Origin of the sequence: Actinomycetospora sp. (assembly GCF_036497245.1) — a bacterium.
Classification (GTDB): domain Bacteria; phylum Actinomycetota; class Actinomycetes; order Mycobacteriales; family Pseudonocardiaceae; genus Actinomycetospora.
Genome location: NZ_DASXJS010000136.1, coordinates 1 through 25,592 on the forward strand (window position 1 = coordinate 1; position 25,592 = coordinate 25,592).

Annotated in this window: 22 protein-coding genes; 6 read left to right on the forward strand and 16 right to left on the reverse strand. The window is 74.1% G+C overall.

The genetic code is table 11. The features are described 5' to 3' along the window. The 4 genes from VGI02_RS14200 to VGI02_RS14215 all read right to left on the reverse strand — a co-directional run. A partial coding sequence (locus tag VGI02_RS14200) for a YdeI/OmpD-associated family protein (protein ID WP_331628039.1) occupies nt 1–537 on the reverse strand: 537 nt, incomplete at its 3' end. 2 nt (nt 538–539) lie between these two features. After that, on the reverse strand, nt 540–1,157 hold the full coding sequence (gene nadD / locus VGI02_RS14205) for a nicotinate-nucleotide adenylyltransferase (protein ID WP_331628040.1): 618 nt from the start codon (nt 1,155–1,157) through the stop codon (nt 540–542). Nucleotides 1,158–1,195: 38 nt separating this feature from the next. Beyond that, nucleotides 1,196–2,677 carry a vWA domain-containing protein gene (locus VGI02_RS14210; protein WP_331628041.1) on the reverse strand — a complete coding sequence of 494 codons (1,482 nt, stop codon included), beginning with the start codon at nt 2,675–2,677 and terminating at the stop codon, nt 1,196–1,198. A gap of 2 nt (nt 2,678–2,679) precedes the next feature. Further along, a complete protein-coding gene (locus VGI02_RS14215) occupies nt 2,680–3,561 on the reverse strand; it encodes an AAA family ATPase (RefSeq protein WP_331628042.1) in 882 nt (293 codons plus the stop codon). An 84-nt stretch (nt 3,562–3,645) separates the two neighbouring features. On the opposite strand from VGI02_RS14215, the gene VGI02_RS14220 reads away from it, so the two are divergent. Beyond that, on the forward strand, nt 3,646–3,900 hold the full coding sequence (locus tag VGI02_RS14220; protein ID WP_331628043.1) for a hypothetical protein: 255 nt from the start codon (nt 3,646–3,648) through the stop codon (nt 3,898–3,900). 211 nt (nt 3,901–4,111) lie between these two features. Here the strand turns inward: VGI02_RS14220 and VGI02_RS14225 are convergent, their stop codons facing one another. Then, entirely contained in the window at nt 4,112–4,897 is a 786-nt protein-coding gene (locus VGI02_RS14225; RefSeq protein WP_331628044.1) for a GNAT family N-acetyltransferase, read from the reverse strand. 107 nt (nt 4,898–5,004) lie between these two features. On the opposite strand from VGI02_RS14225, the gene VGI02_RS14230 reads away from it, so the two are divergent. Then, nucleotides 5,005–7,149 carry a RecQ family ATP-dependent DNA helicase gene (locus VGI02_RS14230; RefSeq protein ID WP_331628045.1) on the forward strand — a complete coding sequence of 715 codons (2,145 nt, stop codon included), beginning with the start codon at nt 5,005–5,007 and terminating at the stop codon, nt 7,147–7,149. Nucleotides 7,150–7,183: 34 nt separating this feature from the next. Here VGI02_RS14230 and VGI02_RS14235 read toward each other — a convergent pair whose 3' ends face one another. Then, nucleotides 7,184–7,480: a YciI family protein gene (locus tag VGI02_RS14235; protein WP_331628046.1), complete on the reverse strand. Its 297-nt coding sequence runs from the start codon at nt 7,478–7,480 to the stop codon at nt 7,184–7,186. A 396-nt stretch (nt 7,481–7,876) separates the two neighbouring features. On the opposite strand from VGI02_RS14235, the gene VGI02_RS14240 reads away from it, so the two are divergent. From VGI02_RS14240 to wsfD, 3 genes are all read left to right on the forward strand, one after another. Then, nucleotides 7,877–9,397: an acyl-CoA synthetase gene (locus VGI02_RS14240; protein ID WP_331628047.1), complete on the forward strand. Its 1,521-nt coding sequence runs from the start codon at nt 7,877–7,879 to the stop codon at nt 9,395–9,397. Between the two features lie 4 nt (nt 9,398–9,401). Continuing rightward, nucleotides 9,402–10,088: a ComEA family DNA-binding protein gene (locus VGI02_RS14245; protein WP_331628048.1), complete on the forward strand. Its 687-nt coding sequence runs from the start codon at nt 9,402–9,404 to the stop codon at nt 10,086–10,088. Between the two features lie 199 nt (nt 10,089–10,287). Further along, nucleotides 10,288–11,835: a glycan biosynthesis hexose transferase WsfD gene (wsfD, locus tag VGI02_RS14250; protein WP_331628049.1), complete on the forward strand. Its 1,548-nt coding sequence runs from the start codon at nt 10,288–10,290 to the stop codon at nt 11,833–11,835. Between the two features lie 12 nt (nt 11,836–11,847). Here the strand turns inward: wsfD and VGI02_RS14255 are convergent, their stop codons facing one another. From VGI02_RS14255 to VGI02_RS14290, 8 genes are all read right to left on the reverse strand, one after another. Beyond that, nucleotides 11,848–13,119: an aldehyde dehydrogenase family protein gene (locus VGI02_RS14255; RefSeq protein ID WP_331628050.1), complete on the reverse strand. Its 1,272-nt coding sequence runs from the start codon at nt 13,117–13,119 to the stop codon at nt 11,848–11,850. Between the two features lie 281 nt (nt 13,120–13,400). Next, complete coding sequence (proB, locus tag VGI02_RS14260; RefSeq protein ID WP_331628051.1) at nt 13,401–14,543, reverse strand: glutamate 5-kinase; 1,143 nt, start codon at nt 14,541–14,543, stop codon at nt 13,401–13,403. Continuing rightward, nucleotides 14,540–16,090, reverse strand: coding sequence for a GTPase ObgE (gene obgE, locus VGI02_RS14265; protein ID WP_331628052.1), 1,551 nt, complete (start codon nt 16,088–16,090; stop codon nt 14,540–14,542). Before obgE ends, proB begins: the two co-directional genes overlap by 4 nt. 102 nt (nt 16,091–16,192) lie before the next feature. Continuing rightward, a complete protein-coding gene (gene rpmA / locus VGI02_RS14270; RefSeq protein WP_331628053.1) occupies nt 16,193–16,462 on the reverse strand; it encodes a 50S ribosomal protein L27 in 270 nt (89 codons plus the stop codon). A gap of 15 nt (nt 16,463–16,477) precedes the next feature. Continuing rightward, nucleotides 16,478–16,777 carry a 50S ribosomal protein L21 gene (gene rplU / locus VGI02_RS14275; protein ID WP_331628054.1) on the reverse strand — a complete coding sequence of 100 codons (300 nt, stop codon included), beginning with the start codon at nt 16,775–16,777 and terminating at the stop codon, nt 16,478–16,480. Nucleotides 16,778–16,936: 159 nt separating this feature from the next. Further along, a complete protein-coding gene (locus tag VGI02_RS14280; RefSeq protein ID WP_331628055.1) occupies nt 16,937–20,173 on the reverse strand; it encodes a translation initiation factor IF-2 N-terminal domain-containing protein in 3,237 nt (1,078 codons plus the stop codon). 159 nt (nt 20,174–20,332) lie between these two features. Further along, a complete protein-coding gene (locus VGI02_RS14285; RefSeq protein ID WP_331628056.1) occupies nt 20,333–21,262 on the reverse strand; it encodes a TIGR03936 family radical SAM-associated protein in 930 nt (309 codons plus the stop codon). Continuing rightward, the gene (locus VGI02_RS14290; RefSeq protein ID WP_331628057.1) at nt 21,259–23,325 is read right to left on the reverse strand and encodes a TIGR03960 family B12-binding radical SAM protein; all 2,067 of its coding nucleotides are present in this window, start codon (nt 23,323–23,325) and stop codon (nt 21,259–21,261) included. The genes VGI02_RS14285 and VGI02_RS14290 overlap by 4 nt, the downstream gene beginning before the upstream one ends. On the opposite strand from VGI02_RS14290, the gene VGI02_RS14295 reads away from it, so the two are divergent. After that, the gene (locus tag VGI02_RS14295) at nt 23,324–24,070 is read left to right on the forward strand and encodes an alpha/beta fold hydrolase (RefSeq protein WP_331628058.1); all 747 of its coding nucleotides are present in this window, start codon (nt 23,324–23,326) and stop codon (nt 24,068–24,070) included. The genes VGI02_RS14290 and VGI02_RS14295 overlap by 2 nt on opposite strands. Here the strand turns inward: VGI02_RS14295 and ndk are convergent. Then, nucleotides 24,051–24,458, reverse strand: coding sequence for a nucleoside-diphosphate kinase (gene ndk, locus VGI02_RS14300; protein WP_331628059.1), 408 nt, complete (start codon nt 24,456–24,458; stop codon nt 24,051–24,053). The two genes, VGI02_RS14295 and ndk, sit on opposite strands and share 20 nt — an antisense overlap. Nucleotides 24,459–24,486: 28 nt before the next feature. Beyond that, the gene (locus VGI02_RS14305; RefSeq protein ID WP_331628060.1) at nt 24,487–25,428 is read right to left on the reverse strand and encodes a type IV toxin-antitoxin system AbiEi family antitoxin; all 942 of its coding nucleotides are present in this window, start codon (nt 25,426–25,428) and stop codon (nt 24,487–24,489) included. Between the last annotated feature and the right edge of the window lie 164 nt (nt 25,429–25,592).

Below are 25,592 nucleotides of genomic sequence, written 5' to 3' on the forward strand. Positions count from 1 at the left end.
GCGCGACCGGGTCTCGGCCCGCTTGAGCTGACCGAGCCGATGGGTGAGCGCATAGCGGTTCTGGCTGGTCAGGCGCTCGAACATCGCCGCGGCGGCCGGGTCGGCGGCAATCGCGGCGGCGAGGTCTTCGGGGACGACGGCGGTCGCCGGACCGGCGTAGGCGACGTCCCAGCGACCGTCGGCCTTCGCCCGCTCCACCTCGGCGAGCCCGGCCGGCTGCATCCGGCCCTCCTCGGTCAACCGCGCCACGTAGCCGACGTTGCGCGCCGACCAGGGGCTGCGGGCCCGCCGCGGCGTGAAGCGCTGGAACGTCGTGAGCTCGTCCCGGCGGCGTGCCTGGCCGTCGATCCACCCGTGGCACAGCGCCTCGTCGAGGGCCTGCGCGTAGGTGAGGGTCGTCGGCGGCTCCGGATGGGAGAACGCGGCCTTCTTCGCCAGCGCCAGCCACACCCCCGTCGGGTCCGTGTGGTTCTCGCGCAGCCACTCCAGCCAGGCGGCCGCGTCCGCGACGACGAGCTCCGGTTGCTCGGCGGCCACGTCTAGCTCAGGTGCTCGAGGCGCGAAGGGCTCACACCGTCGCGGTACAGCCCGCGCTTGGCGATGTACTGCACCACGCCGTCGGGCACCAGGTACCAGACCGGTTCGCCCTTCTCCACGCGCGCGCGACAGTCGGTCGACGAGATCGCCATCGCCGGCACCTCGATGAGCGAGACCGCGCCGCGCGGCAGGTGGTCCGAGACCAGGTCGAACCCGGGGCGCGTCACCCCGACGAAGTGCGCGATGTCGAACATCTCGTGCGCCCGGTGCCAGGACAGGATCTGCTCCAGGGCGTCGGCGCCGGTGATGAAGTAGAGCTCGTCGTCGGGGAAGATCGCGGCGAGGTCGCGCAGGGTGTCCACGGTGTAGGTGGGGCCGTCACGGTCGACGTCCACGCGGCTCACGGTGAACCGGGGGTTCGAGGCCGTCGCGACCACGGTCATCAGGTATCGGTCCTCGGCGGCGGTGACGTCCCCCTTGCCCTTCTGCCACGGCTGCCCGGTCGGCACGAACACGACCTCGTCGAGCGCGAACCGGAGCGCCGCTTCGCTCGCCGCGACGAGGTGGCCGTGGTGGATCGGGTCGAACGTCCCGCCCATGACCCCGATGCGTCTGCTCATCCGACCTTCCCGAGCCCTCTCCCCGTCGCTCGCCCGGCTCACACCGGGAGCAGCCCGCCGACGACGCCCGCCAGCTGGGCCGCCGTCCGGCACTCGTGCATCGGTATGACGCGGCCGTACTCGCGGGCCGCCGAGTCGCCGGTCCCCCACTGCTTCTCCGGTTCGGGGTTGAGCCAGTGGGCGTGGCGGGCGCGGGCGACGACCCCGGCGAGCACACCCAGCGCCGGGTCCTGGTGGTTGGTGCGGGCGTCGCCGAGGACGAGCAGCGAGGTGCGCTCGGTGACCGCGTCCGGCCAGCGCTCGGCGAACCGGTCGAACGCGCGCCCGTAGTCGGAGTGCCCGCTCCAGGCCACCAGGCCCGGGCGGGAGTGCACCTCGGTGAGCACCTCGCCGAGGTCGGCGCCCGGGGTGAAGAGGTCGGTGACCTCGACGCACCCGTCGACGAAGCAGAAGATCCGGATGCGGGCGAACTGCTCGCGCAGGGCCTGGACCAGCATCATCGTGAAGTGGCTGAACCCGGCCACCGAGCCCGACACGTCGCAGAGCAGCACCAGTTCCGGGCGGCCCGGGCGCGGCCGCCGGTGCACCAGGTTCACCGGCACCCCGCCGGTGGACATCGACTGCCGCAGCGTGCGGCGCATGTCGATCGCTCCGCGGTGGGCCCGACGACGGCGGGCGGCCAGCCGAGTCGCGAGGTGACGACCCAGCGGTGCGACCCGGCGGCGCAGGTCGGCCAGGGTGTCGGCGCCCGCCGAGAGGAAGTCGGTCTGCTCGGCCTGGCGTCGCACCCCGGTCCGGGCGGCCGCCTCGCGCCCGCGGATCTCCGAGCCCCGTCGCGCCGTCTCGGCCTGCACCATCCGCCGGAAGTCCGCGATCCGCGCCCGCGTCTGGCGTCGCGCGACCTCCTCGGCGAACGGGCTGTCCGCGGTCTCGGCCTCCCGTCCGCCGCGCAGGTCGGCGAGGACCCGCGCCAGCAGCGTCTCGGGCCGCACGCTGTTGAGCGCCTGGTAGGAGGAGAACCCCGACGGCGAGCCGGCCGACCCGTCCCGCCCGTTCCCGGACCCGCCTGCCCCGGTGCCGCTCCCGTTCCCGACGCCGATGGCGCCGAGCCCGTCGACGACGGCGCGGGCCAGCTCGGAGAGCGCCGCGGTGTCGCCGTCGGCGAGGAGCTGCGCGAGCAGGTCGCGGAGCGCGTCGACATCGACGTTGCCGTCCTCGGTATAGGGCAGTGCCACCTCACCGAGCGCCGCACCCTGACCCAGCGGGAACCACAGGTCGAACAGCGCGTCGAAGGTCTGGCGCTGCCCGGAGCGGCGCAGCAGCGCGGCGGCCAGCCCCTCGCGCAGCTGTTCGCGGCGCAGCAGGTCGAGCTCGGCCATCACCGCCGCGGCGTCGACGGTCTCCCCCGGTCCGACGTCGACGTGGTGGCGGCGCAGGGCCTGCACGAAGTCGACGAGGTGGGCGGGGAGGCCGCGCGTCGGTGTGGACGGGGCGGCGGGGGACGGTCCTGATGCGGTCATCGCTAGTTCAGACGCAGCTCGGAGGACGCCTTGACCATGTCGGAGCGGTGCTTGAGGACGACGCCGAGGCTCGCGCGCACCGCGTCGTCGTCGAGGGTGTCGAGTCCGAGGGCGACCAGCGTGCGGGCCCAGTCGATCGTCTCCGACACCGACGGCGCCTTGCGCAGGTCCAGTCCGCGGAGCACGCCGATGATGCGGACGAGCTGCTCCGCCAGCGCCTCCGGCAGCTGCGGGACCCGGCTCGCGACGATCCGGCGCTCGAGCTCGGCGTCGGGGAAGTCGAGGTGCAGGAACAGGCACCGGCGCTTGAGGGCCTCGGAGAGCTCACGGGTCGCGTTGGAGGTCAGCAACGTGAACGGTTTCTGCGAGGCGGTGATGGTGCCCAGCTCGGGGACGGTGACCTGGAAGTCGCCGAGCACCTCGAGCAGCAGCCCCTCGACCTCGACGTCGGCCTTGTCGGTCTCGTCGACGAGCAGCACGGTGGGCTCGGTGCGCCGGATCGCGGTGAGCAGCGGGCGGGTGAGCAGGAACTCCTCGGAGAAGACGTCGTCGCGGGTGGCATCCCACTCCTCGCCCTGGCTCGCCTGGATGCGCAGCAGCTGCTTGGCGTGGTTCCACTCGTAGAGCGCCCGGGCCTCGTCGATGCCCTCGTAGCACTGCAGGCGGACCAGGCCGGCGTGCGTGGCCTCGGCCACCGCACGCGCCAGCTCGGTCTTCCCGACGCCCGCGGGCCCCTCGACGAGCAGCGGCTTGCCCAGCCGGTCGGCGAGGAAGACGGTGGTCGCGACGGCGGTGGAGGCCAGGTAGCCGACGTCGGCGAGCCGGGTCAGGACGTCGTCGACGGAGTCGAAGAGCGTCGCACGGCCGGTCGATTCGGTACCCACGGAACCGCATCCTGCCTGCTGATCGTCCACTTGTCCCGGGGTGGTGACGCGCCCGGCGTCGACAGGCGGCGCATCCTCGGGGCGATGAGCACCGAGACCGGGACGCCGCAGCATCAGACCCAGGACCCGACGACCACCCGGATGACGCTCCCCTGGCTCGGCACGTTCGAGATGTCCCGCCCGGAGCTGGTGTTCGTGGGCGGCATCGCGGCGCTGGGCATGCTCGGGTTCCTCGACTGGCCGCTCGCCCTCGTGCTCGGCGCCGGCCACCTCCTCGCCGCCGACCGCAGCAGCCGGCGGGCCCGCGAGTTCGGCGAGGCGTTGGAGCAGGCCGAGTAGCGACGACGTCACTCGCCTCGCGTGGTACTCGGTGGACCGACGCGTCGCGCACACACTCCGGCGACCCGGCGTGGGTGCCTGGCCGCTGCCCCTCGCGGATCTCGAGCGAAGGGGCCCCTCCCTCGGAACCGCCGTCGATGTCCACGCAGCGATGCCGGCCGGGGCCGGACTGTGTGCGCCGCGCGTCGATGTCAGCGCGGCGATGTCGGCTTCACGACGGTGGGTGCTCCCACATGGTCGTCCGGAACAGGTCGAGGTACCCGAGGCGCCGGTAGATCGCGTGGCCGTCGTCGCTGGCGATGAGCACCGAGGGCAGGTCGGGCGCGACGTCGACGACGGCGGCGGTGATCGCCGTCCCGTACCCGCGGCGGCGGGCCTGGGGCAGCGTCGCGACCCAGTCGACCTCGACGATGCCGTGGCGCACCGCGGCGCCCGCCGTCGCGACCGGGGTGCCGTCGACGTAGCCGACCCGCAGGTGCAGCAGCGAGCCGGCGAGGGCGAGGTCGGCGATGGCCGGGACGCCCACCTCGGCGAGGCCGTACCCGGCGACGAGCACGGCCTGGAAGTCGGCGAGGGTCGTGGCGTCCTCGACGGCGCGGACGTCGAGACCCGGCAGCGGTGGGGGCGTCGGCGCGGGTGGGCGGAGCATCAGCGGCGGGTGACCGACGCGGAGGAGGCCGTGCGCACGCAGGTCCGGCGTCGGGAAGACCGACAGCACCACCCACCACCGGTGCGGGGGGAAGAACGCGTCCGCGGCCGCGACCACGTCCGGCCACTCGCCCTCGGAGAGCGGCCGGGTGACGACCACGGCGTTGTCGTAGCCGAAGGGCGAGCCGAGGTCGGCCATCCGCGCCCCCTCGACCCACTTCTGCCTGCCTCCGACGCGGGCGGCCATCGCGGCGATCCGGTCGGCGTAGGCCAGCACGAAGCGCCGGATGATCGTGTCCCCGGCGGGCACGCCGGGCTCCCAGCCCGTCGTCAGGACCCCGGTGCTCATGTCGGGAATGGTGCGGCCTCGGTGAGCTGAGTCACAAGCACCCGCTCGGCCGCCGGGTCACGCGGACCCGGCCCACGCTGTCGGGGCCCTGTGCCACCGTGGTGTCCATGACGGTGTCTTCGCCCACCCACCCCGATCCGGCCGTGACCGACCTGCGTGCCGACGCCGAGGCCACCCTCCAGCGGCTCGCGGGTCCGGACGCGGTGCTGCGCGAGGACCAGTGGCGCGCGATCGAGGCGTTGGTGGCCCAGGGGCGGCGGGCGCTCGTCGTCCAGCGCACCGGGTGGGGCAAGTCGGCGGTGTACTTCGTCGCCACCGCCCTGCTGCGCGCCCGGGGCAAGGGGCCCACCGTGATCGTCAGCCCGCTGCTCGCCCTGATGCGCAACCAGATCGAGGCCGCCGGGCGCGCGGGCATCCACGCGGTGACGGTGAACTCCGCGAACACCGAGGGTTGGCAGGAGGTCTACGCGCAGGTCCGGTCGGGCGAGGTCGACGTCCTGCTGGTCAGCCCGGAGCGGCTGAACAACCCCGAGTTCCGCGACCAGGTGCTGCCCGAGCTCTCCCGCACCGCGGGCCTGCTCGTGGTCGACGAGGCGCACTGCATCTCGGACTGGGGGCACGACTTCCGGCCGGACTACCGCCGGCTGCGGACCCTGATCTCGGAGCTTCCTGACGGCGTGCCGGTCCTGGCGACCACCGCGACCGCGAACGACCGGGTGACGGGTGACGTGGCCGACCAGCTGGGCGTCAGCACCTCGCACGACGAGGCCCTCGTCCTGCGCGGCGAGCTCGACCGGGAGTCGCTGCACCTGGGGGTGCTGTCGCTGCCGAAGGGCGCGGACCGGTTCGCCTGGCTCGCCCAGCACCTCGACGACCTGCCGGGCTCCGGGATCGTCTACACGCTCACGGTGTCGGCTGCCGACGAGCTGGCGGCGTTCCTGCGCGAGCGCGGGCACGCCGTCGCCTCGTACACCGGCAAGACCGATCCGGCCGAGCGCGAGCGCGCCGAGGACGACCTGCTGGCCAACCGCGTGAAGGCGCTGGTCGCGACGTCGGCGCTGGGCATGGGGTTCGACAAGCCGGACCTCGGCTTCGTCGTGCACCTCGGGGCGCCGCAGTCGCCGGTGGCGTACTACCAGCAGATCGGCCGCGCGGGCCGTGGCGTCCAGCGCGCCGAGGTGCTGCTGCTGCCGGGCCCGGAGGACCGCGACATTTGGGCGTACTTCGCGTCGCTCGCGTTCCCCGCCGAGCCGCAGGTGCGGGTGGCCCTCTCGGTGCTCGGCGACGCCGGGCGTCCGATGTCGACCGCCGCGCTCGAGCCGCGGGTGGAGCTCTCCCGCGGGCGGCTGGAGATGATGCTCAAGGTGCTCGACACCGACGGCGCCGTCCGCCGGGTCAAGGGCGGCTGGGAGGCCACGGGCGAACCCTGGGAGTACGACGGTGCCCGCTACACCGGTCTGGCGAAGGCGCGCCGGGCCGAGCAGCAGGCGATGCTCGACTACATCGCCACCGACGGCTGTCGGATGGAGTTCCTGCGCCGCCAGCTGGACGACCCCGGGGCCGAGCGGTGCGGGCGGTGCGACAACTGCACCGGCCGCCACCACGACCCCTCGGTCGGCGAGGACGTGCGCGTGCAGGCCCAGGAGGTGCTCGACCGGCCCGGTGTCCCGCTGGCCCCGCGCAAGCAGTGGCCCTCCGGGATGGACGCCCTCGACGTGCCGCTCAAGGGCAAGATCAAGCCGGAGGAGGCCGCGGAGGAGGGCCGGGCGATCGGCCGGCTGACCGACGTCGGCTGGGGCCCGCGCCTGCGCCCGCTGCTGCGCTCCGACGACCTCGTGCCCGACGCCGTCGTCGACGCGGCCGTCGAGGTCCTCAAGGGCTGGGGCTGGGCCGAGCGACCGACCGGCGTGGTGTGGCTCCCCAGCCGCGCGCGCCCGGCGCTGGTGGAGAGCTTCGCGCAGCGGATCGCGTCGATCGGGCGGCTACCGTTGCTGGGTGCGCTCGCCGACGCGGCCCCGCCGCACTACGTCGACCCCGAGGACGACTCGGAGCCCGAGCAGCCGAACTCGGCGCAGCGGCTCGCCGAGGTCCACGGTCGGCTGTCCGTGCCGGCGTCGATCACCCTCGGCGGGCCGGTGCTGCTCGTGGACGACGTGAACGACTCCGGGTGGACGATGACGGTTGCGGCGATGCTGCTCCGGCGGGCCGGCGCATCCGCCGTCCTACCGCTCACCATCGCGACGACGGGCTGAGGTCGGTCGATCGGCCACGCCCCTCGGGGGCCGGTCAGGACGGCGAGCTGAGCCCCTCCGCCCAGGCCCGCAGGGACCACTCGGCCACCGCTCCGCCGGTGACGAACGGGTCGCCCTCGACGAACTCCTCGGCCGCCTCCCGGCTGGTGAAGATCGCCATGGCGTCGCCGTCGAAGGGCTCGGTCAGCGGCCCGGCCATCAGCACGAGCCCGCGCGCCCGGAACTCGTGGAGCCGGGCCACGTGTCCCGGACCGTGCTCCATCGCGAGGGGGAGGAAATCGGGGACGGCGCGGTAGGTCATCACCCAGCGCGTCGGTACCGGAGGCTCCACGCCGTCATCGTCCGCCGGTCGCGACGTCGGCGGAAGCGTCAGTCGCCGGGGGCAGGAAGCCGCGCTGACAGGCCCGCACCAGCGGCCGCGGGACCGGGACCACCCGCCCGCTGATCAACAGCACACCGGTGAGGACTCGACCGCCCCCGGCCTGCGTGGTGTGCTCCTCACCGAGGCTCGCGCCCCGCGCCGCTTGATCACGGGCACATCAGGCACGTCCTGGACCTCGAAGACCTGCGCCACGTGCTCATGATCACGGCCCCAGGGAAACTCGGCCGAGATCGGGGCGGCGCACCCCCGGGACCTCGAGCACCCTCCCCATATCCGACAACTGGACGTGGCCCCACCGACCCGCGAGAGTGACCGGCCACATCACTGACCGGAAGGACCCCCAGCGTGGACACCCGGGCCAACACCGTCGACGGCGTCCTGCGCCGCAGCGCGCGCCGCACGCCCGACCGCACCGCCCTGGTCTTCGCGGACCGGTCCTGGACCTACCGCGAGCTCGAGGACGCGACGAGCCGGACGGCGGGCTGGTTGCGGGGGCTCGGCATCGCTCAGGGCGACCGCGTGGCGGCCTACGGCCAGAACTCCGACGCCTACGTGCTGGGCTTCCTCGGCGCGGCCCGGATCGGCGCGGTCCACGTCCCGATCAACTACGCGCTCACCGGCGAGGAGCTCGCGTACCTGGTCGAGCAGTCCGGCAGCAAGGTGCTGATCGTCGACCCGAAGCTCGCCGGCAACGTGGACGCGCTCGCCCGGCGGCCCTCCCAGGTCGTGCCCATGCGCGATGCGCCCGGCAGCCTGCTCGACGCCGCGCGCACCGGCGACATCCCGAGCCTCGACGACATCACGGTGGCCGGGGACGACCTGGTCCAGCTGCTCTACACCAGCGGCACCACGTCGAAGCCCAAGGGCGCGATGATGACCCACCGCGGGCTCGTCCACGAGTACGTCTCGGGCATCCATGCGCTGGCCATGAGCGAGGACGACGCACCGCTGCACGCCATGCCGCTCTACCACTCGGCGGGCATGCAGCTGTTCATGCTGCCGTACCTGGCCGTGGGCGCGACGAACCATCTGATGGAGACGCCCGACATCCCGGAGATCCTCCGGCGCATCGAGGCCGACCGGGTCGGGGCGCTGTTCCTCGCGCCGACGGTGTGGGTGCCGCTGGTCAACCACGCCGACTTCGGAACGCGCGAGCTCTCGAGCCTGCGCAAGGCGTTCTACGGGGCGTCGATCATGCCGGGGCCGATCCTCGCGCGACTGCGCGAGGCACTCCCGGAGCTCGGCGTCTACAACTGCTTCGGGCAGTCCGAGATCGGTCCGCTCGCCACCGTCCTGCAGCCCGAGGAGCACGACGACCGCCCCGACTCCTGCGGGCGCCCGGTGCTGTTCGTCGAGCTGCGCGTGATCGACGACGAGGGGAACGACGTCGAGCCGGGCGGGTCCGGCGAGGTCATCTACCGCTCGCCGCAGCTCTGCGAGGGCTACTGGGACAAGCCGGAGGAGACCGCCGAGGCGTTCCGCGACGGTTGGTTCCACTCCGGGGACATGGTGCGCCTCGACGAGCAGGGCTTCATCACGGTGGTCGACCGGATCAAGGACGTCATCAACACCGGCGGCATCCTCGTCGCCTCCCGCGAGGTGGAGGACGCGCTCTACACCCACCCCGCCGTCGCCGAGGTCGCCGTCATCGGCACGCCCGACGACCGCTGGATCGAGGCGGTGACGGCGTTCGTGGTGCTGCGCGACGACCAGGAGCCCAGCGGCTTCGACACCGACGAGCTCATCACCCACTCCAAGAGCAGGCTCGCCAAGTACAAGGTCCCGAAGTCCGTGCACCTCATCGAGGAGCTGCCCCGCAACCAGTCGGGCAAGCTGCTCAAGCGGGTCCTGCGCGAGAAGCTCTGAGCCCGTGACCGCCGCCGCGCCCGCACCGTCCCGGGGGAACTGGTTCACCCGCGGAGGGTGGTGGTTCTTCGTCCACGTCCTCAGCCTCGGGATCCTCGCGGTGGTGCCCTTCACCCACGCGGCGGTCCGGTCGCGTCGCGTCGGCCACGTGATCGCGGCCGCCGTCATGCTGGCCGCGACAGTGCTCGCCTTCGTGCTCTTCGGGACGGCCGACCACGACGCGGCGGGCAAGGTCGTGGGAGCTCAGTCGAACATCGGCGGCACCCTGATCATCGTGATCCTGCTGGGTGGGCTGGTCGGGCTCATCGTGATGCGCCAGCAGATCTACGGCGCGGGGGCACCGACGGCACCCGCGGCGGCCCAGCCCGCCGTCGCCCGAGCCCTCGCCGCCCGGCGTCGCCGCGACGAGGCCCGTCAGCTCGTCGCGTCCGACCCCCTGCTGGCCCGCGAGCTCCGGATCGGGCGACCTGACCTGCCCCGGGACTACGACGACGGCGGGCTCGTCGACCTCAACTCGGCGCCCGCCCAGGTCGTGGCGTCCGTCTGCGGGCTCGAGCCGGTGCAGGCGGCGCGGATCGTGCAGGCCCGGCAGGCGGCCGGCCGCTTCGCCGCCGTCGACGACGTCTTCTCCTGGACCGAGCTTCCCGTCGACCTCTGGAATCAGGTGCGCGACCGCGCCGTCGTGCTGTAATCGCCCACCGACGCCCGGACCACGCACCCGGCGTGTCGTCGTTCATGCGGATCTCACGGCGCGGCCTGGAGCAGGGACCCCGGTCGCGAGCGGCCCGGACGGGGGACGCTAGCGTCGCTGGATCGATCCGCTGACCTCGCTCCCCCGTTCGCGGCGCGGCGCCGCGCGACGAGACCGCGTTCTGACCGCGGTCGCCGGGATGCCCGGAGCGCTCACCCACGCCGCCGGTGACCTGCGCGCGCTCGCGGTCCCGCGCCGCGTCACGGTGCCGGCCGTGGCGGGCGGTCTCGCGGCGACGGTGACGGTTCTCGGCATCGCGCTGCGGATCGGGCTCGTGCAGCTGCCGCTGATCGGCGGAGGGCTCCTCGGCGTCGGGGACAACGGCGACGCCTACCGCCTCTTCTGCACCGCGGGGCTGACGCCGGACACGCCCAGCAAGTTCTCGCTGTGGCGCGGGGTGGTCGTCACCGCGTTCACCACCGGCGGGACCCCCTGCACCGCCGCGCCGTCGTCGTCCGCGACGCTGCTCGGCCTCGTCGTCCCCACCGGCCCGGGAACGTTCTCCCTGGCCACGTACGCGTGGTTGCTGGCCGGTGTCGCGGCGCTCGGGGTCGGGGTCGGCGCCGCCACCCTCGCCTCCGTCCGGCCGGCCCGCGCCGCGCTGGTGCTGCTCCCGCTCGTGCCGCTGCTGGTGGTCTCGTGGTGGACGCGGTTCCTCGTGTCGCTCTACGCGGAGCCCGCGGCGCTCGTGGGAACGGTGTGGGTGCTGACCGGACTGCTCGTCGTCGCCGGGACCCGCCCCGAGCATCGGGCGCGGCGAGTCGTCGCGCTGGGTCTGCTCGCCCTCGGCGGCCTCGTCGCGGCCACCGCCAAGCCCGGGTTCGTCCCGATCGGCGGCGTCGCGGCGCTCTGCTGCGCCCTGGTGGTGCTGCGTGCGCCCCACGCCCGGCCGGGAGTGCGGGTGCTCGCCCGGCTCGCCGGGCCGCTGGTGGCGCTCGCCCTGCTGGCCTGCGCGGCCGCCCCGGTCGCCGCCAGCATCGGGGGTCAGGACCGCAGCTACGCCGCCGTGAACGCCCACAACCTGCTGTTCACCGCGCTCATGCCCGAGGTCGGCCCGGACACCGTCCTCCCCGCCGTCGGGCTCCCCCCGGCCGCCGCGTCGCACTCCGGCGAAGGTTTCTACGTCGCGGGCGGGATGGGGATCCCGGGCTGGGCGACCGCGATCGGCGACCGGCCCGAGCAGGCGCGCTCCGACGCCCGCACGGTGCTCATGGAGCACCCGGCGGCGCTCGCGACCATGGTCGACCGCGGACTGACCGCCACGATGCGCCCGCAGCTGCCCTACCTGCCGTCGGCGCCGCGCGGGACCGCCCCGGAGCACTTCGAGGGCCGCACGGTCTACCCGGAGGCGGGTCCTCAGACGGTCCTGCTCGACGGCTGGCTCGCGAACATCGGCGTCGGCTGGCTCCCCCTGGCGACCGTGCTGCTGGCCCTGGCCGCGGGCGCGGCGACCCTGCTCCCGCGGGCACGCCGGGCCGATCCGCTCGCGATCGGGCTGGTTCGCGTCGCCGCCGCGTCGTCGCTGCTCGGGCTCGGCGTGGTCACCGTGGCCGTGCTCGGCGACGGCTACTACGAGCTGTCCAAGCACGTGTGGCTGGCGTCGTACCTGTTCGGGTTCACCGGCCTCGCCGGGCTGGCCGCGGCCGTCGTCGGCGGGACCGCGCGCTTCCGCCGCCAGGTCGTCTAGCGGTCAGGACCGCTAGTTCAGCCCGACCGCCGTCGACGCAGGCACCACCACGAACTGGCGCAGGCACAGGTCGGTGAAGACCACCGGGCCGCGCGGCCCGGGGACGTGGTCGACGTTGATGCCGGTCTCGGGCACGCGGCGCAGCTTGAAGCCGTCGAGCAGGCGCGTCGTCGCGTTCCAGAACGCGCCGGTCCCCGCGTAGGTGTCGAGGAAGGTCCGGGCGGCGGCCTCGTCGGCGGTGACGATGGTCGCGGCCAGCCCCGAGGTCTCGCGGTTCGCGATCGTCGCGGCGTCGGCCGGGCCGTCCGCGGGCGCCACGGTCACGGTCGCCTCGTGCCCATCGTCGAGCGCCCACTCGTGGCCCAGGGCCTGATCGTGGGGCGGCAATGAGGCGCGGATGCCCGCGTCCCGGAGCAGTTCGACCAGGATCGGGGTGACGGTGTCCCACTGCGGGCGGTCGACGAGCAGCAGGTTGAGCCGGTTGCACACGCCGAGCCGGTCCACCGAGGACGTGACCAGCGTGGTCGTCAGCGCCGGGTCGGCGGCCCGGTCCACGTAGAGGACCCCGCCGCCGTCGGCGTGCGCCAGCGTCCGCACCCCGCACTGGGCGGCCTCGAGGCCCAGGGAGCGGGTGGTCTCACCCGACCCGCGCAGGATCACCAGCCCGATCAGCCCGGGCCTGCGGACCAGTTCGACGGCGCACTCCCGACGCGGGTCGCGCACCAGGGTCACCGCGTCGTCCGGCAGGCCCGCCGCCTCGAGCGCCGGGGCCACGACGTCGCCCATCAGCGCCGTGGCGGAGGCGAGCGCGGCGCCGCCGGTGCGCAGCACCCCGGCGTTGCGGGACTTCACCAGCTGGGAGGCGATGTCGACGACGACGTTCGGCCGGGCCTCGAAGTTCGCGCCGATGACGCCGACCGGGCGCCGTCGCTCGACGAGGCGCAGCCCGTCGGGGCGCTCCTCGAGCACGGTGTCGCGCGGGGGCGTCGGGACCTCCGCCAGCTCACGCAGCGACTCGGCCATCGTGGTGAGGCGCTCCTCCCCGAGACGGAGCCGGTCGACCAGCGCCGCCGTCATCCCCGCCCCGGTGGCGGCATCGACGTCGGCCTGGTTGGCCGTCGCGAGGCTCGGGGCCTTCGCGAGGAGCAGGTCGGCCATCGTGCGCAGCGCCGTCGCGATCCGGGCGTCCGTCGCGGCTGCCATCGCCGGGGCCGCGGCCGCCGCCCGCTCGCCGCAGTCGGTCACGATCTCCGCAGGGGTCGTCCGGGTGGGCGCGCTGGTCATCGGTCCAGTATGCCGACGGGCGCACCGGGGTTCCCGACGGCGGGTGTGGCGTTCTCGACGGCGGGCTGCCGCGGCTTTTCATGATCACGAGCACTCCACGCATGGCCCGGGGACGCCGAACGTGCGCGATGTGCCCATGATCACGGAGTTGGGGACGCCACTTCCCCCTTTCCGTGATCATGAGCACTCCACGCATGTTGGGCCGCCGGCGAGCATGCGTGACGTGCTGTTGATCAACGAGGGTCGGGGGGAGCTCCTGCCGCCGTCGACTAGAGCGAGGACTACACCGTCGCCGTCGCCGCCGGCCCGCGCACCGGGACGAGGTCGTCGGCGTGCACCACTTCCCGACGGTGCTCCGGGGCGAGGTCGCGGGTCTTGCGCCCGACCAGCTCCGGCATCTCCTCGGCGTCGAAGGCCACCACCCCGCGAGCCACGGTCTCCCCGTGTGGGCCGACGAGCTCCACCACGTCACCGGCCTCGAAGTCACCGTCGGACCCGGTGATGCCCGCCGCCAACAGCGAGCGGCGCTTGGCGGCCGGGCCCGATGTCACCGCGCGCACCGCCCCGTCGTCGAGGTGCAGCCGCCCGCGCGAGCCCGCCATGTGCCGCAGCCAGAAACGACGTGCCGAGAGCCGCGGGCCGGTCGGCGCGAACACGGTCCCGCCCTCGGCGCCGTCGAGGGCCGCGGAGGCCGCCGAGGCCCCGGCGACGAGTACCGGAACCCCCGCGCCCGACGCGAGATCGGCCGCCGCGAGCTTCGACGCCATCCCCCCGGTGCCGACGGCGGCCGCGCCGGGCTTCGCGACGCGGACCCGGTCGAGATCGGCGACCCCGTGGACCTCGTCGAGCATCGAGGCGCCGGGGCGGCGCGGGTCGTCGTCGTACACGCCCTCGACGTCGGAGAGCAGGACCAGCGCGTCGGCGCCGACGATGTGGGCGACGAGCGCCGCGAGCCGGTCGTTGTCACCGAAGCGGATCTCGTCGGTGGCGGTGGTGTCGTTCTCGTTCACGACCGGGACGACGCCGAGGGAGAGGAGGCGCTCGAACGTGCGCTGGGCGTTGCGGTACGGGGCGCGGCGGACGACGTCGTGGCTGGTCAGCAGCACCTGGCCGACGACCCGGTCGTGACGGGCGAACGCGTCCGCGTAGGCGCGCGTGAGGTGGAGCTGTCCCACCGACGCGGCCGCCTGCTGGCTGGCGAGGTCCCGGGGGCGGCGCGCGAGTCCCAGCGGAGCGAGCCCGGCCGCGATCGCGCCCGACGACACGAGGACCACCTGGGTGCCTGCCGCCACGCGCGCGGCGACGGCGTCGACCAGGGCGTCCAGCCGCGAGACGTCGAGCCCGCCCGAGACGCTGGTCAACGACGAGGAGCCGATCTTGACCACCAGCCGCCGGGCGCCTGCGACGACCTCGCGGGCCGTCACTCCGGGTCCTCCCCCACCTCGTCGTCGTAGGGATCGCCGCCGTCCACCCAGCTCGGGACGCCCAGCTCGGCGTCGTCGCGGTGCCTGCGTCGTTCCGACCGGTTGGCCTTGCGCTCGGAGGCCGACAGCCGTTCCGCGTAGGCGGCGTTCTCGATCCGCGGGTCGGTGCCGCGACCGCTGGCGGGCGGGCCACCGCCCAGTGCGGCCACGCCTGCGGGCGTCGAGGGCTCCCAGTCGAAGGTGTGGACGCCGATCGTGACCATGTCCCCGGGGCGCGCGCCCGCCTCGGCGAGGGCCTCCTCGACGCCGAGGCGCGCGAGTCGGTCGGCGAGGTAGCCCACGGCCTCGTCGTTGACGAAGTCGGTCTGCCGCACCCAGCGCTCGGGCTTGTCACCGCGGACCCGCCAGGCCGGCCCGGCGGAGGGATCGAGGTCGTCGCCGGTGTCCGCCTCGACGGTGAACCCGGAGTCGTCGACCGCGGTCGGGCGCAGCACGACGCGCGGCGGCGGGGTGTCGGCCCGGCTCGCGCGGGCCTCCTCGACGGCGCCCGCCATGAGGAACGAGAGCTCCCGCAGGCCGTTGTGCGCCGCCGTCGAGATCTCCACGACGGGCCAGCCGAACTCGGCGACCTCGTCGCGGACCAGCTCGGCGAGGTCCGCGGCGTCCGGCACGTCGATCTTGTTGAGGGCGACGATCCGCGGCCGCTCGCTCATGTCCGTGCCGAGCGCCGGGGTGTACGCGGCGAGCTCGTGCTCGAGGGCGCGGATGTCGGAGACCGGGTCGCGGTCGGTCTCGAACGTGGCGCAGTCGACGACGTGCACGAGCACCGAGCAGCGCTCGATGTGGCGCAGGAAGTCCAGGCCGAGACCCTTCCCGCCGGAGGCGCCCGGGATGAGGCCGGGGACGTCGGCGACGGTGAAGGTGGAGTCGCCCGCGCTGACCACCCCGAGGTGCGGGGTCAGCGTGGTGAAGGGGTAGTCGGCGATCTTCGGCTTCGCGGCGGACAGCGCGCTGACCAGCGACGACTTGCCGGCGCTGGGAAACCCGAGCAGCCCGACGTCGGCCATTGAGCGCAGCTCGAGCACGAGGTCGCGGGTGTCCCCCGGCTCGCCGAGCAGCGCGAAGCCGGGCGCCTTGCGGGCCGGGCTCGCGAGCGCGGCGTTCCCGAGCCCACCGCGCCCGCCCCGAACCGCGACGAACCGGGCCCCGGGACCGGCGAGGTCGCCCAGGACCTCGGGGGTCTCGTCGTCCGACATGACGACGGTGCCCTCGGGGACGGCGAGCTCCACGTCGTCGGCGTTCGCGCCGTTGCGGAAGCTCCCCTGACCGGGACGGCCGTTGCCGGCGACGGCGTGCGGGCGGTGGTGGAAGTCGAGCAGCGTGTGCACGCCGGGGTCGGCGACGAGGACGACGTCTCCCCCGCGCCCGCCGTTGCCGCCGTCGGGCCCGCCGAGCGGGACGAACTTCTCCCGGCGCACCGAGGCGCACCCGTGACCACCCGCTCCGGCGGTCACGTGCAGGGTCACGCGGTCGACGAACCGCGCCATGAGCCCATCCTTCCCTGCTGACACTGTCTTCCCGAGAGAGACGACGAGGGGCGGACCCGTTCGGGCCCGCCCCTCGCCGGTGTGACTGGTGTCGTGCGCCTGTCAGGCCGAGACGGTCTCCTCGACCGGCACGATGTTGACGTTCTTGCGCCCGCCCTTGTGCCCGAACTTCACGGAACCGGCGATCAGCGCGAACAGCGTGTCGTCCCCGCCGCGGCCGACCCCGACGCCCGGGTGGAACTTGGTGCCGCGCTGGCGGACCAGGATCTCGCCTGCCTTGACGACCTGGCCGCCGTAGCGCTTGACCCCGAGGAACTGGGCGTTCGAGTCACGACCGTTGCGGGAGCTGGACGCACCCTTCTTGTGAGCCATGGTGTGTCGCTCCCTCTACTTCGAGATGCCGGTGATCTCGACCTGGCTGTAGCGCTGACGATGCCCGACGCGCCGCTTGTAGCCGGTCTTGTTCTTGTACTTCATGATCTTGATCTTCGGGCCCTTGTTCTCACCGAGGATGTTGCCGGTGATGGACACCTTGGCGAGGTCATTGGCCGAGGAGAGGACGGTGGCCCCGTCGACGACGAGCACGGGCTGGAGGTCGACCGAGTCGCCGTCCAGGAGCTCCACGTCGACGACGTCGCCGACCGCGACCTTGTACTGCTTGCCGCCGGTCTTCACGATCGCGTACATGTCGGACGCAGGCTCCTGTCGTGCTGGACGTCTGTCTGGTTCTCGGGAGTGTCGCTCCGCCTGATCGGCGGGCGCCTCACCGTACGCACGGGTCTCCCGACCCCTGCGCTGCTAGGACCACGATACCCGCCGGGTCCGGCGGGTCCGGGGTCGGGGTGCTCATGAGCGGGGCCCGCCGACCGTCACCGGAGGCCCGGCAGGCCGCGATGCGGTCCGACGACGACGCCGGCCGCCCGGAGCGGTGTCGTCGGCCGAGGAGGCGTCGTCGTCCGTCGCGACGGGCACGTCCGGCTGGTCGGGCTCGTCGCTGACGGGCGCCGGGGCGGCATCGGTGGTCGCGACGGCGGCGGGCTCGGTCGAGGGCTGCGCGGCCGGGAGCTCCTCCACCTGGGACGGAGCGGTCTCCGACTGCTCTGCGGCGGGGGTCTCCGGCTGATCCGGCTCGTCCCCGGCCGGGGCCTGGCCCGCGTCGTCGGACGAGCCGGTGCTCTCGTCGGCCAGGTCGGCCTCGAGCGCCACCTCGGGCTCTCCGGCCTCGTCGGCACCGGAGCCCGTCCGGCGCACGCCGGCCACGTCGGCGGGGCTCGGGACGTGGCCCGGTTCCCCGTCGGCGTCCGCCGGGCCCGTCGTGGCGGTCGCGGCCACCGTCGAGGGCGACCCGCCGTCGGACTGCGCCCCGCGCCGACCGCGACCACGCCGCCGACCGGACCCGGACGAGCCGTTCTGGCCGGACCCGTCCTGGCCGCCGGCGTCCTGGCCGCCGCTGTCCTGACCGCCGCCCTTCGGGCCGCTGTCCCGACCGCCGCTGTCCCGACCGCCGCTATCCCGACCGCCGCTATCCCGACCGCCGCTGTCCCGACCGCCGCTGTCCTGGCCGCCGCCCTTCTGACCCCGGTCCCCCGAGGAGGACGACGAGGCGTTCGACGACGGCGAGTTGGAGGAGCCGTTCTGCCCGGAGCGGCCGCCGTGGTCGTGGCCGTTCGTGACCGGCTCGGACTGGACGATCACGCCGCGGCCCCTGCAGTGCTCGCACGGCGTGGAGAACTCGTCGAGCAGGCCCTGGCCCACCCGCTTACGGGTCATCTGCACCAGGCCGAGCGAGGTCACCTCGGCGACCTGGTGCCGGGTGCGGTCGCGCCCGAGGCACTCGGTGAGCCGGCGCAGCACGAGGTCGCGGTTCGACTCCAGGACCATGTCGATGAAGTCGATGACGATCATGCCGCCGATGTCGCGCAGCCGGAGCTGGCGCACGACCTCCTCGGCGGCCTCGAGGTTGTTCCGGGTCACGGTCTCCTCGAGGTTGCCCCCGGAGCCGGTGAACTTGCCGGTGTTGACGTCGACGACGGTCATCGCCTCGGTGCGGTCGATGACCAGCGTGCCGCCCGAGGGCAGCCACACCTTGCGGTCGAGCGCCTTCACCAGCTGCTCGTCGATCCGGTACGCACTGAAGACGTCCTCCGGCCCGATGTGGCGCGACAGCCGGGCGACGAGCTCGGGCGCGACGTGGGAGATGTAACCCTCGAGGGTCTCCCACGCCTGCTCGCCGGAGATGACGAGCGAGGAGAAGTCCTCGTTGAACATGTCGCGTACGACCCGGATGAGCAGGTCGGGCTCCTCGTGGACCAGCGTCGGCGCCTTGGTCGACCCCTTGCCCGATCCCTTGCCCTTGCCGCCGCCCTCGGCCGCCTCGCGCCCGGTGCGCTCGATGACCTCCCACTGGGCGGCCAGCCGACGCACGTCGCCCTCGAGCTCGGACTCCTCGACGCCCTCGGCCGCCGTGCGGATGATGACGCCCGCCTCGGACGGGACGATGCGCTTGAGGGTCTCCTTGAGCCGCTTGCGCTCCGACTCGGGCAGCTTGCGGCTGATGCCGGTCGCGCCGCCGCCGGGCACGTAGACCAGGAATCGGCCGGGCAGGCTGATCTGGGTGGTCAGGCGCGCACCCTTGTGGCCGACGGGGTCCTTGGTGACCTGCACCAGCACGCTGTCGCCGGAGGAGAGCGCCTGCTCGATCTTGCGCTGCTTGCCCTCCAGGCCGGACGCGTCCCAGTTCACCTCGCCGGCGTAGAGCACCGCGTTGCGGCCGCGGCCGATGTCGACGAACGCCGCCTCCATCGAGGGCAGCACGTTCTGCACGCGGCCGAGATAGACGTTGCCGACCATGGAGTTCTGGCCGCTGCTCGCGACGAAGTGCTCGACGAGCACGCCGTCCTCGAGCACGCCGATCTGGTTGCGGTCGGCCTGCTGGCGCACGACCATCGTCCGCTCGACGGCCTCGCGGCGCGCCAGGAACTCCGACTCGGAGAGGATCGACGGGCGGCGCCTGCCCTGCTCCCGGCCGTCACGGCGACGCTGACGCTTGGCCTCCAGGCGCGTCGAGCCCTTGACGCCCTTGACCTCGTCGTCGCTCGAGCGCTTCTTCTCGTTCTGGTCCTTCTCGCGGACGTGGGTGACGGTGTTCGGCGGGTCGTCGTTGCCCGAGCCGGACGAGCCGGACGAGCCGCCGGACCCGGCGGAGCCGTCGCCGGAGTCGTCGTTGGTGCGCCGCCGACGGCGCCTGCGCCGCCGCGACGAGCCGGAGGTCCCCTCCCCGGAGTCGTCGCCGCCGTCGTCCGACGAGTCGGCGCCGTCCGAGTCGTCGTCCGACTCCGCGTCGTCGCCCTCGGCGCTGTCCGAGGACTCGCCGTCGGCGCCCTCGGGCGAGTCCTCGCCGGACTCGTCGTCGGGGCCGCCCCGGCCGCGTCCACGTCCCCGCCTGCCGCGGCGACGACGCCGGCGGCCGGCGTCATCGTCGTCCCCGTCACCGCCGGTCGCGGCGTCGTCGGACCCGGTGTCCTCGGCGTCCTCGGACTCCGCGGGGGTCTCGGAGTCGTCGGACTCCTCGTCCTGCGCGGCCGCGGGCCCGCTGGTCTCGCCCGGGGTGACGACCCCGGTGGAGCGGCTCCCCCGACGACGGCGGCGACCGCCTCCGGCCTCCGCGTCCCCGGAGGTGGCCTCCGGGGCGAGGAAGAGCGCGGCGGACGCCGACGGGCCTGCGCCGATCGCGCCGGTGACCTCGGGCTCGCCGTCCTCGGCCGGTGCGGCCGGTGCGGTCACCGCCGCGGGCGACTCCGGCGGGAGGTCGGGCAGGGCCGGCTCCCCGACGTCCGGCTCGGCGGGCTTCTCCGAGGGGAAGAGGTGCTCGACGACCTGGGACACGGTGGTTCGGTCGACGCTGGACTGCGCGCTGCGCGCCGCCACGTCGAGTCGCGCGAGCACCGCGAGCACCTCGCGGCTGGAGGACCCGAGCAGGCGGGCGAGCGCGTGCACCCGCAGCTTGTCGGGCAGCGCCGCCAGCACCGAGGCGTCGGGGCGACCCTCGGACGATGAGGCGGGGAGGGCCTCGTTCTCGGACATGCAACTCCTTCGGCCCCCGGGCGCGACCTGTGCGGTCGCGGCCACACGAGGGCATCGCGTGGTCTCGCCGAGCAACCCCCGGCACCGGGTGCCGATGGCCGCCGAAACATCGGGCGCCCGGCGTTCGCACGGCGGGGACCCGGTGGGGTCCCGCCGCCCTCAGTCCGAGCGGTCCTCGCCGGCGTGCCGCGCGGGGACGGTTTCGCGACCGGTCGTCGCGCGGTCCGCCTCGAGCGGGTCGAGCAACTCTCCGCTGTCACCGAGCCGGCCCTGCTCCATCCGCGTCGCGGTGACGGGGACGGGCGGCTCCAGCCCGGCGACGCTGCGCAGCGCGCTCACCACGTCGTCGGGTCGCACAGCCGGCGTGGTGTGCCGTACGACCGCCGTCAGTGTCCCACACGCGGCGCGCAGCGCACGTGCACGGCGGTCGGCGACCTCGCCCGTGCCGTCCGGCGCGTCGTCACCGGCCGGTCGCGGGCGGTCTCCCGGCGCGTCATCTCGTGCTCGTCCATCGTTCGGGTGACGGTCGGCGGAGGCGTCCGTGACGCCGGCCGCACCGTCCACCGTGAGTTCGACGAGCGCCGCGCGCACGTCGAGGGTGCGCGGGCCGTTCTTGGTCATCCGCTCGACCTCGACGACGTCGGCCGCCTCGAGCGCCGCAACGGCATCTGCCAGCTGCTCCGGGGCCACTCCGGGCATCGTGATCCGCCAGACGGACGCGTCGATGCGGTCCGCGAGCGCACCCGGTCCGGCTCGTACGACGTCGAGCACCGAAAGGCCCTCGGGCAGCACCGCGTCGACCTCACGGGCCACGTCGGCGGGGTCGAGGTCGACGGTGAGGCCGATCTCGACGAACTCGGCCTCGCTGGCCGCCCCGGTCGGCGCCGCCCCGAGCCAGGACAGGCGCGGGTGCGGGCTGAACCCGTGCGAGAGCGAGACCGGCACCCCGGCGCGGCGCAGGGCCCACTCCATCGCGCGGGCCACGTCCCGGTGCGAGCTGAACCGCGCCCGCCCCCGCTTGGCGAACCGCATCCGGACCTTCGCGACCGTGGGCGCCGAGGGGTGGGCGGCGGTCCCCTGGCGGCTCACGGGGCGAGCGGAGCGACGGGGGATGTGGACGGGGCGAGCGGAGCGACGGGGGATGTGGACGAGCCCGCCGAGGGCGAGAGGGCGGGGTTGTGGACCGGTGTCGAGGTGCGGCTCTCGACCGGGGTCAGCGGCAGCATCCGCCCGGCCGCGACCATGTCGCCCGCCGACGGGCCCATCTGGATCTCGGTCCCCATCTGCGGGCAGACGCCGCAGTCGAAGCACGGCGTCCAGCGGCAGTCGTCCTGCTCCCGGGAGTCCAGCGCGTCCTGCCAGTCGTCCCAGAGCCAGCCGCGGTCCAGGCCGGAGTCCAGGTGGTCCCAGGGCAGGACCTCGTCCCCGCTGCGCTCGCGGGTGGTGAACCAGGCGAGGTCCACCCCCTGGGACGGCAGCTCGCGTGCGGCCGCGGCGTCCCACCGCTCGAAGGAGAAGTACTCGCTCCACCCGTCGAAGTGCCCGCCGTCGCGCCAGACCGCCTCGATCACGGCACCGACGCGCCGGTCCCCGCGCGAGAGCAGTCCTTCGATCAGCGACGGCTGCCCGTCGTGGTAGCGCAGGCCGATGTTGCGGCCCAGCGAACGGTCGGAGTTGATCGCCGTCCGCAGCTGGCGCAGCCGGGAGTCGACGACGTCGGGCGGGGTCTGCGCCGCCCACTGGAACGGCGTGTGCGGCTTGGGCACGAACGCGCCGATCGACACCGTGGTCCGTACGTCGCCGCGCCCGGCGGCCTTGCGGCCGGCGCGGATGACCTCGTGGGCCATCGTCGCGATCTGCAGCACGTCCTCGTCGGTCTCGGTGGGCAGACCGCACATGAAGTACAGCTTCACCTGCCGCCAGCCGTGCTCGTAGGCGGTCGAGACGGTCTTGATGAGCTCCTCCTCGGAGACCATCTTGTTGATCACGCGTCGCAGCCGCTCGGAGCCGCCCTCGGGGGCGAACGTCAGGCCCGACCGGCGCCCGGAGCGGGTGAGCTCCTCGGCGAGGTCGACGTTGAACGCGTCCACGCGCGTCGAGGGCAGCGACAGCCCGGTGCCGGTCCCCTCGTAGCGGTCGGCCAGCCCCTTGGCGATGTCGCCGATCTCGGAGTGGTCGGCCGAGCTCAGGGACAGCAGGCCGACCTCGGAGTAGCCGGAGGCCTCCAGGCCCTGCTCGACCATCTCGCTCACGCCCCGCTTCGAGCGCTCCCGGACCGGGCGGGTGATCATTCCGGCCTGGCAGAAGCGGCACCCGCGGGTGCAGCCGCGGAAGATCTCGACGCTCATCCGCTCGTGCACCGTCTCGGCCATCGGGACGAGCGGCTGCTTCGGGTAGGGCCAGTCGTCCAGGTCGGACGTCGTGCGCTTGTGCACCCGCTCCGGGGCGGCGTCGCTGGTGGGACGCACGGCGGCGATCGCCCCGTCGTCGGCGTAGCTCACCTCGTACAGGCCCGGCACGTACACCCCGGACACGCCGGCGAGGCGCTCGAGCGTCTCGTGCCTGCCGATCCCCTCCTCCTTCGCCACCCGGACGACATCGGTGATCTCGCCGACGACCTCCTCGCCGTCGCCCAGCGCGACGATGTCGACGAAGTCCGCGATCGGCTCCGGGTTGAACGCCGCGTGCCCGCCGGCGAGGACCAGCGGGTGCTCGGTCGTCCGGTCACGCGCGTGCAGCGGGATGCCGGCGAGATCGAGGATCTCGAGGAGGTTCGTGTACCCGAGCTCGGTGGCGAAGGAGACGCCGAGGACGTCGAACGCCGCCACCGGGCGGTGGGCGTCGACGGTGAACTGCGGGACCCCGTGCTCGCGCATCAGCGCGGCGAGGTCCGGCCAGACGGCGTAGGTGCGCTCGGCGAGGGCGTCGGGCCGCTCGTTGAGGACCTCGTAGAGGATCATGAGGCCCTGGTTGGGCAGGCCGACCTCGTACGCGTCCGGGTAGCACAGCGCCCAGTGGACCTGCGCGTCCTCCCAGGGCGTCACCGTCGCGTTGCGCTCGCCGCCCACGTACTGCACGGGCTTGCGGACCCGGGGCAGCAGGGGTTCGAGACGTTCGTACAACGACGTCGCCGGGACGGTGGGCACAGCCATGGTGCCCAGGGTAAGGGGGCTCGCGAACCGGTCCGGCGCCCCGGCCGAACAGCCCCACCGTGGAGCGCTTCGTGGACGCCGGGGACCTCTCGCTGTGCACGACCGGGGCCGTCCCGTCTACAGCCTCGGCGACATGGCCGACGACGCCGCGGCGGTGATCGACGCCCACGGGGGCGCGGCCCACGTCGCCGGGGCCTCGCTCGGGGCGATGGTGGCGCAGGAGGTCGCGATCCGGCACCCGGGCCGCACCCTCTCGCTCACCTCGATCATGGGCCGGCCCGGCGACGGTCGCACCGGGAAGGTGTCGTGGCGGCGCGTGCCCGACTTCCTGCGCCCGCCCGCGGCCGACCCTGCCGAGGACATGGTCCGTGCGTTCCGCCGCATCGGGTCGACGTTCCGGACCGCCGAGGACGACCAGGACGTCCGGGTGACCGTGCGCCGCGCCGCCGGGCGTGAGGCGAGCGTGGCCCACGACGGCCGGGGCAGCGGCCGTCAGCTCGCGGCGTGCGTGGCCGAGCGGGACCGCACCGACGACCTGGGAGGCCTGACGATGCCCGCGCTGGTCGTCCACGGCACCGCCGACGCGGTCATCCGCCCCTCCGGGGGACGGGCGACCGCGGCCGCCATCCCCGGCGCCGAGCTGCTCGAACTGCCGGGGATGGGCCACGATCTGGCCCGCTCGACGTGGCCCGCCGTCATCGACGGCATCGAGCGGACCGTGAAGATCAGCCGAACCAGAGCTTGATCTCGCGCTCGGCCGACTCCGGGGAGTCCGAGCCGTGCACGATGTTCGACCCGGTCTCCAGCGCCAGGTCGCCACGCAGCGAGCCCGGCACGGCCTTCTCGACCGGGTCGGTCCCGCCGGCGATCTGGCGGAACGCCGCGATCGCCCGGGGACCCTCCACCACCATGGCCGCCACCGGGCCGGAGGTGATGAACTCGATCAGCTCCCCGAAGAACGGGCGCTCGGCGTGCTCGGCGTAGTGCTGCTCGGCGACCGAGCGCTCCACGCTCTTGAGCTCCAGCGACGCCAGGCGGAGCCCCTTGCGCTCGATGCGCGAGATGACCTCACCGACCAGGCCACGCTGCACTCCGTCGGGCTTCACCAGCACCAGGGTGCGCTCGTCGGACACGGCGCTCCTCTCCTTCGATCTCCACGAATCAGGCGGGGACGAGCCTACTGAGACCCCCGTCGCACTCCCCGTCCGGGCCGGGTGGACGCGGCAGCCTCCCCGGCCACCGTCCGCTGAGCCGGGGCGGGGGATCCCACCGGTCGGCGAGCCGGTGAAGGTGTCGGGCGATGTCGTCGATCGGGGCGGGACGGGTCCGGGTGCCCCACTCCCGAGCGAGGTCGTCGCGCACCTCCAGGACCTCCCAGCCGACGCGGGCCGCGGCCTCGCGGACGCCGTACACGTGCGCCAGCCCCAGCCGGACCTCCGGCCAGGCCAGGGCCAGCTCCGCCACCGGTCGCCCCTCGCCGTCGAGCAGATGCTGCGCGACCAGCGGCACGGCGAGCCCGCGGGCGAGCAGCCCCACCCGCAGCCGCGACGCCTCCGGGGACGGGCTCCGCGGGTCGACCGACCCGAGCACCGGGCCGACGTCGCTGACACCGCGCTCCCCCCGATGGCGATCCGCCAGTTCCTGCGCGCCTCCGACGTCGGTGCCGGTCGCGCCCAGGAGCGCGTCCACGACGACGACCGCCTCCCCCCGCGGAAGCCACCGGGCCAGGTCGAGCGCGGTCCGAGCCGGTGTCGTGACCCTGACCCCGTCCACGACGGCGACCTCGTCCTCGCCCGGGCGCGACCGGTGCAGCCGCACGCCCGGCCGGGCGCGGAGCTCGCTCGGACCGACCATGAGATCCACGGTGGTGTCCGCCGGGGCCGCGTCGACCTCCCACATCGCCGCCGCGGCGAGGCCGGCCACCACGGCGCCGGGGTACGCCAGCACGGCGCCCGCCGCCCGGAGCGCCGTGGTGACGGTGACCTCCACCCGGACGGACACTCCGGAGACCAGCAGCCGATAGCTGCCGTCGATCAGATGATGGCGCGTGAGGGCACCGCATCCGAGGGCGTCGCGGTGCCGGAACGGGCGTCGGAGGTCCACGAGGATTCGACGGTGCCGACGAGTCCCCGGTTCCCAGGGCCCGCGGGCCGTCGGCGCACACCGATGGGTACCGACGTGTACCGAGCGGCAGACTCGGCGGGAGGCGGTCCGAGGCATCGACGCTAGGCAGTTGATCTTGCCGAGCGCGGCACCCGATCCCACCC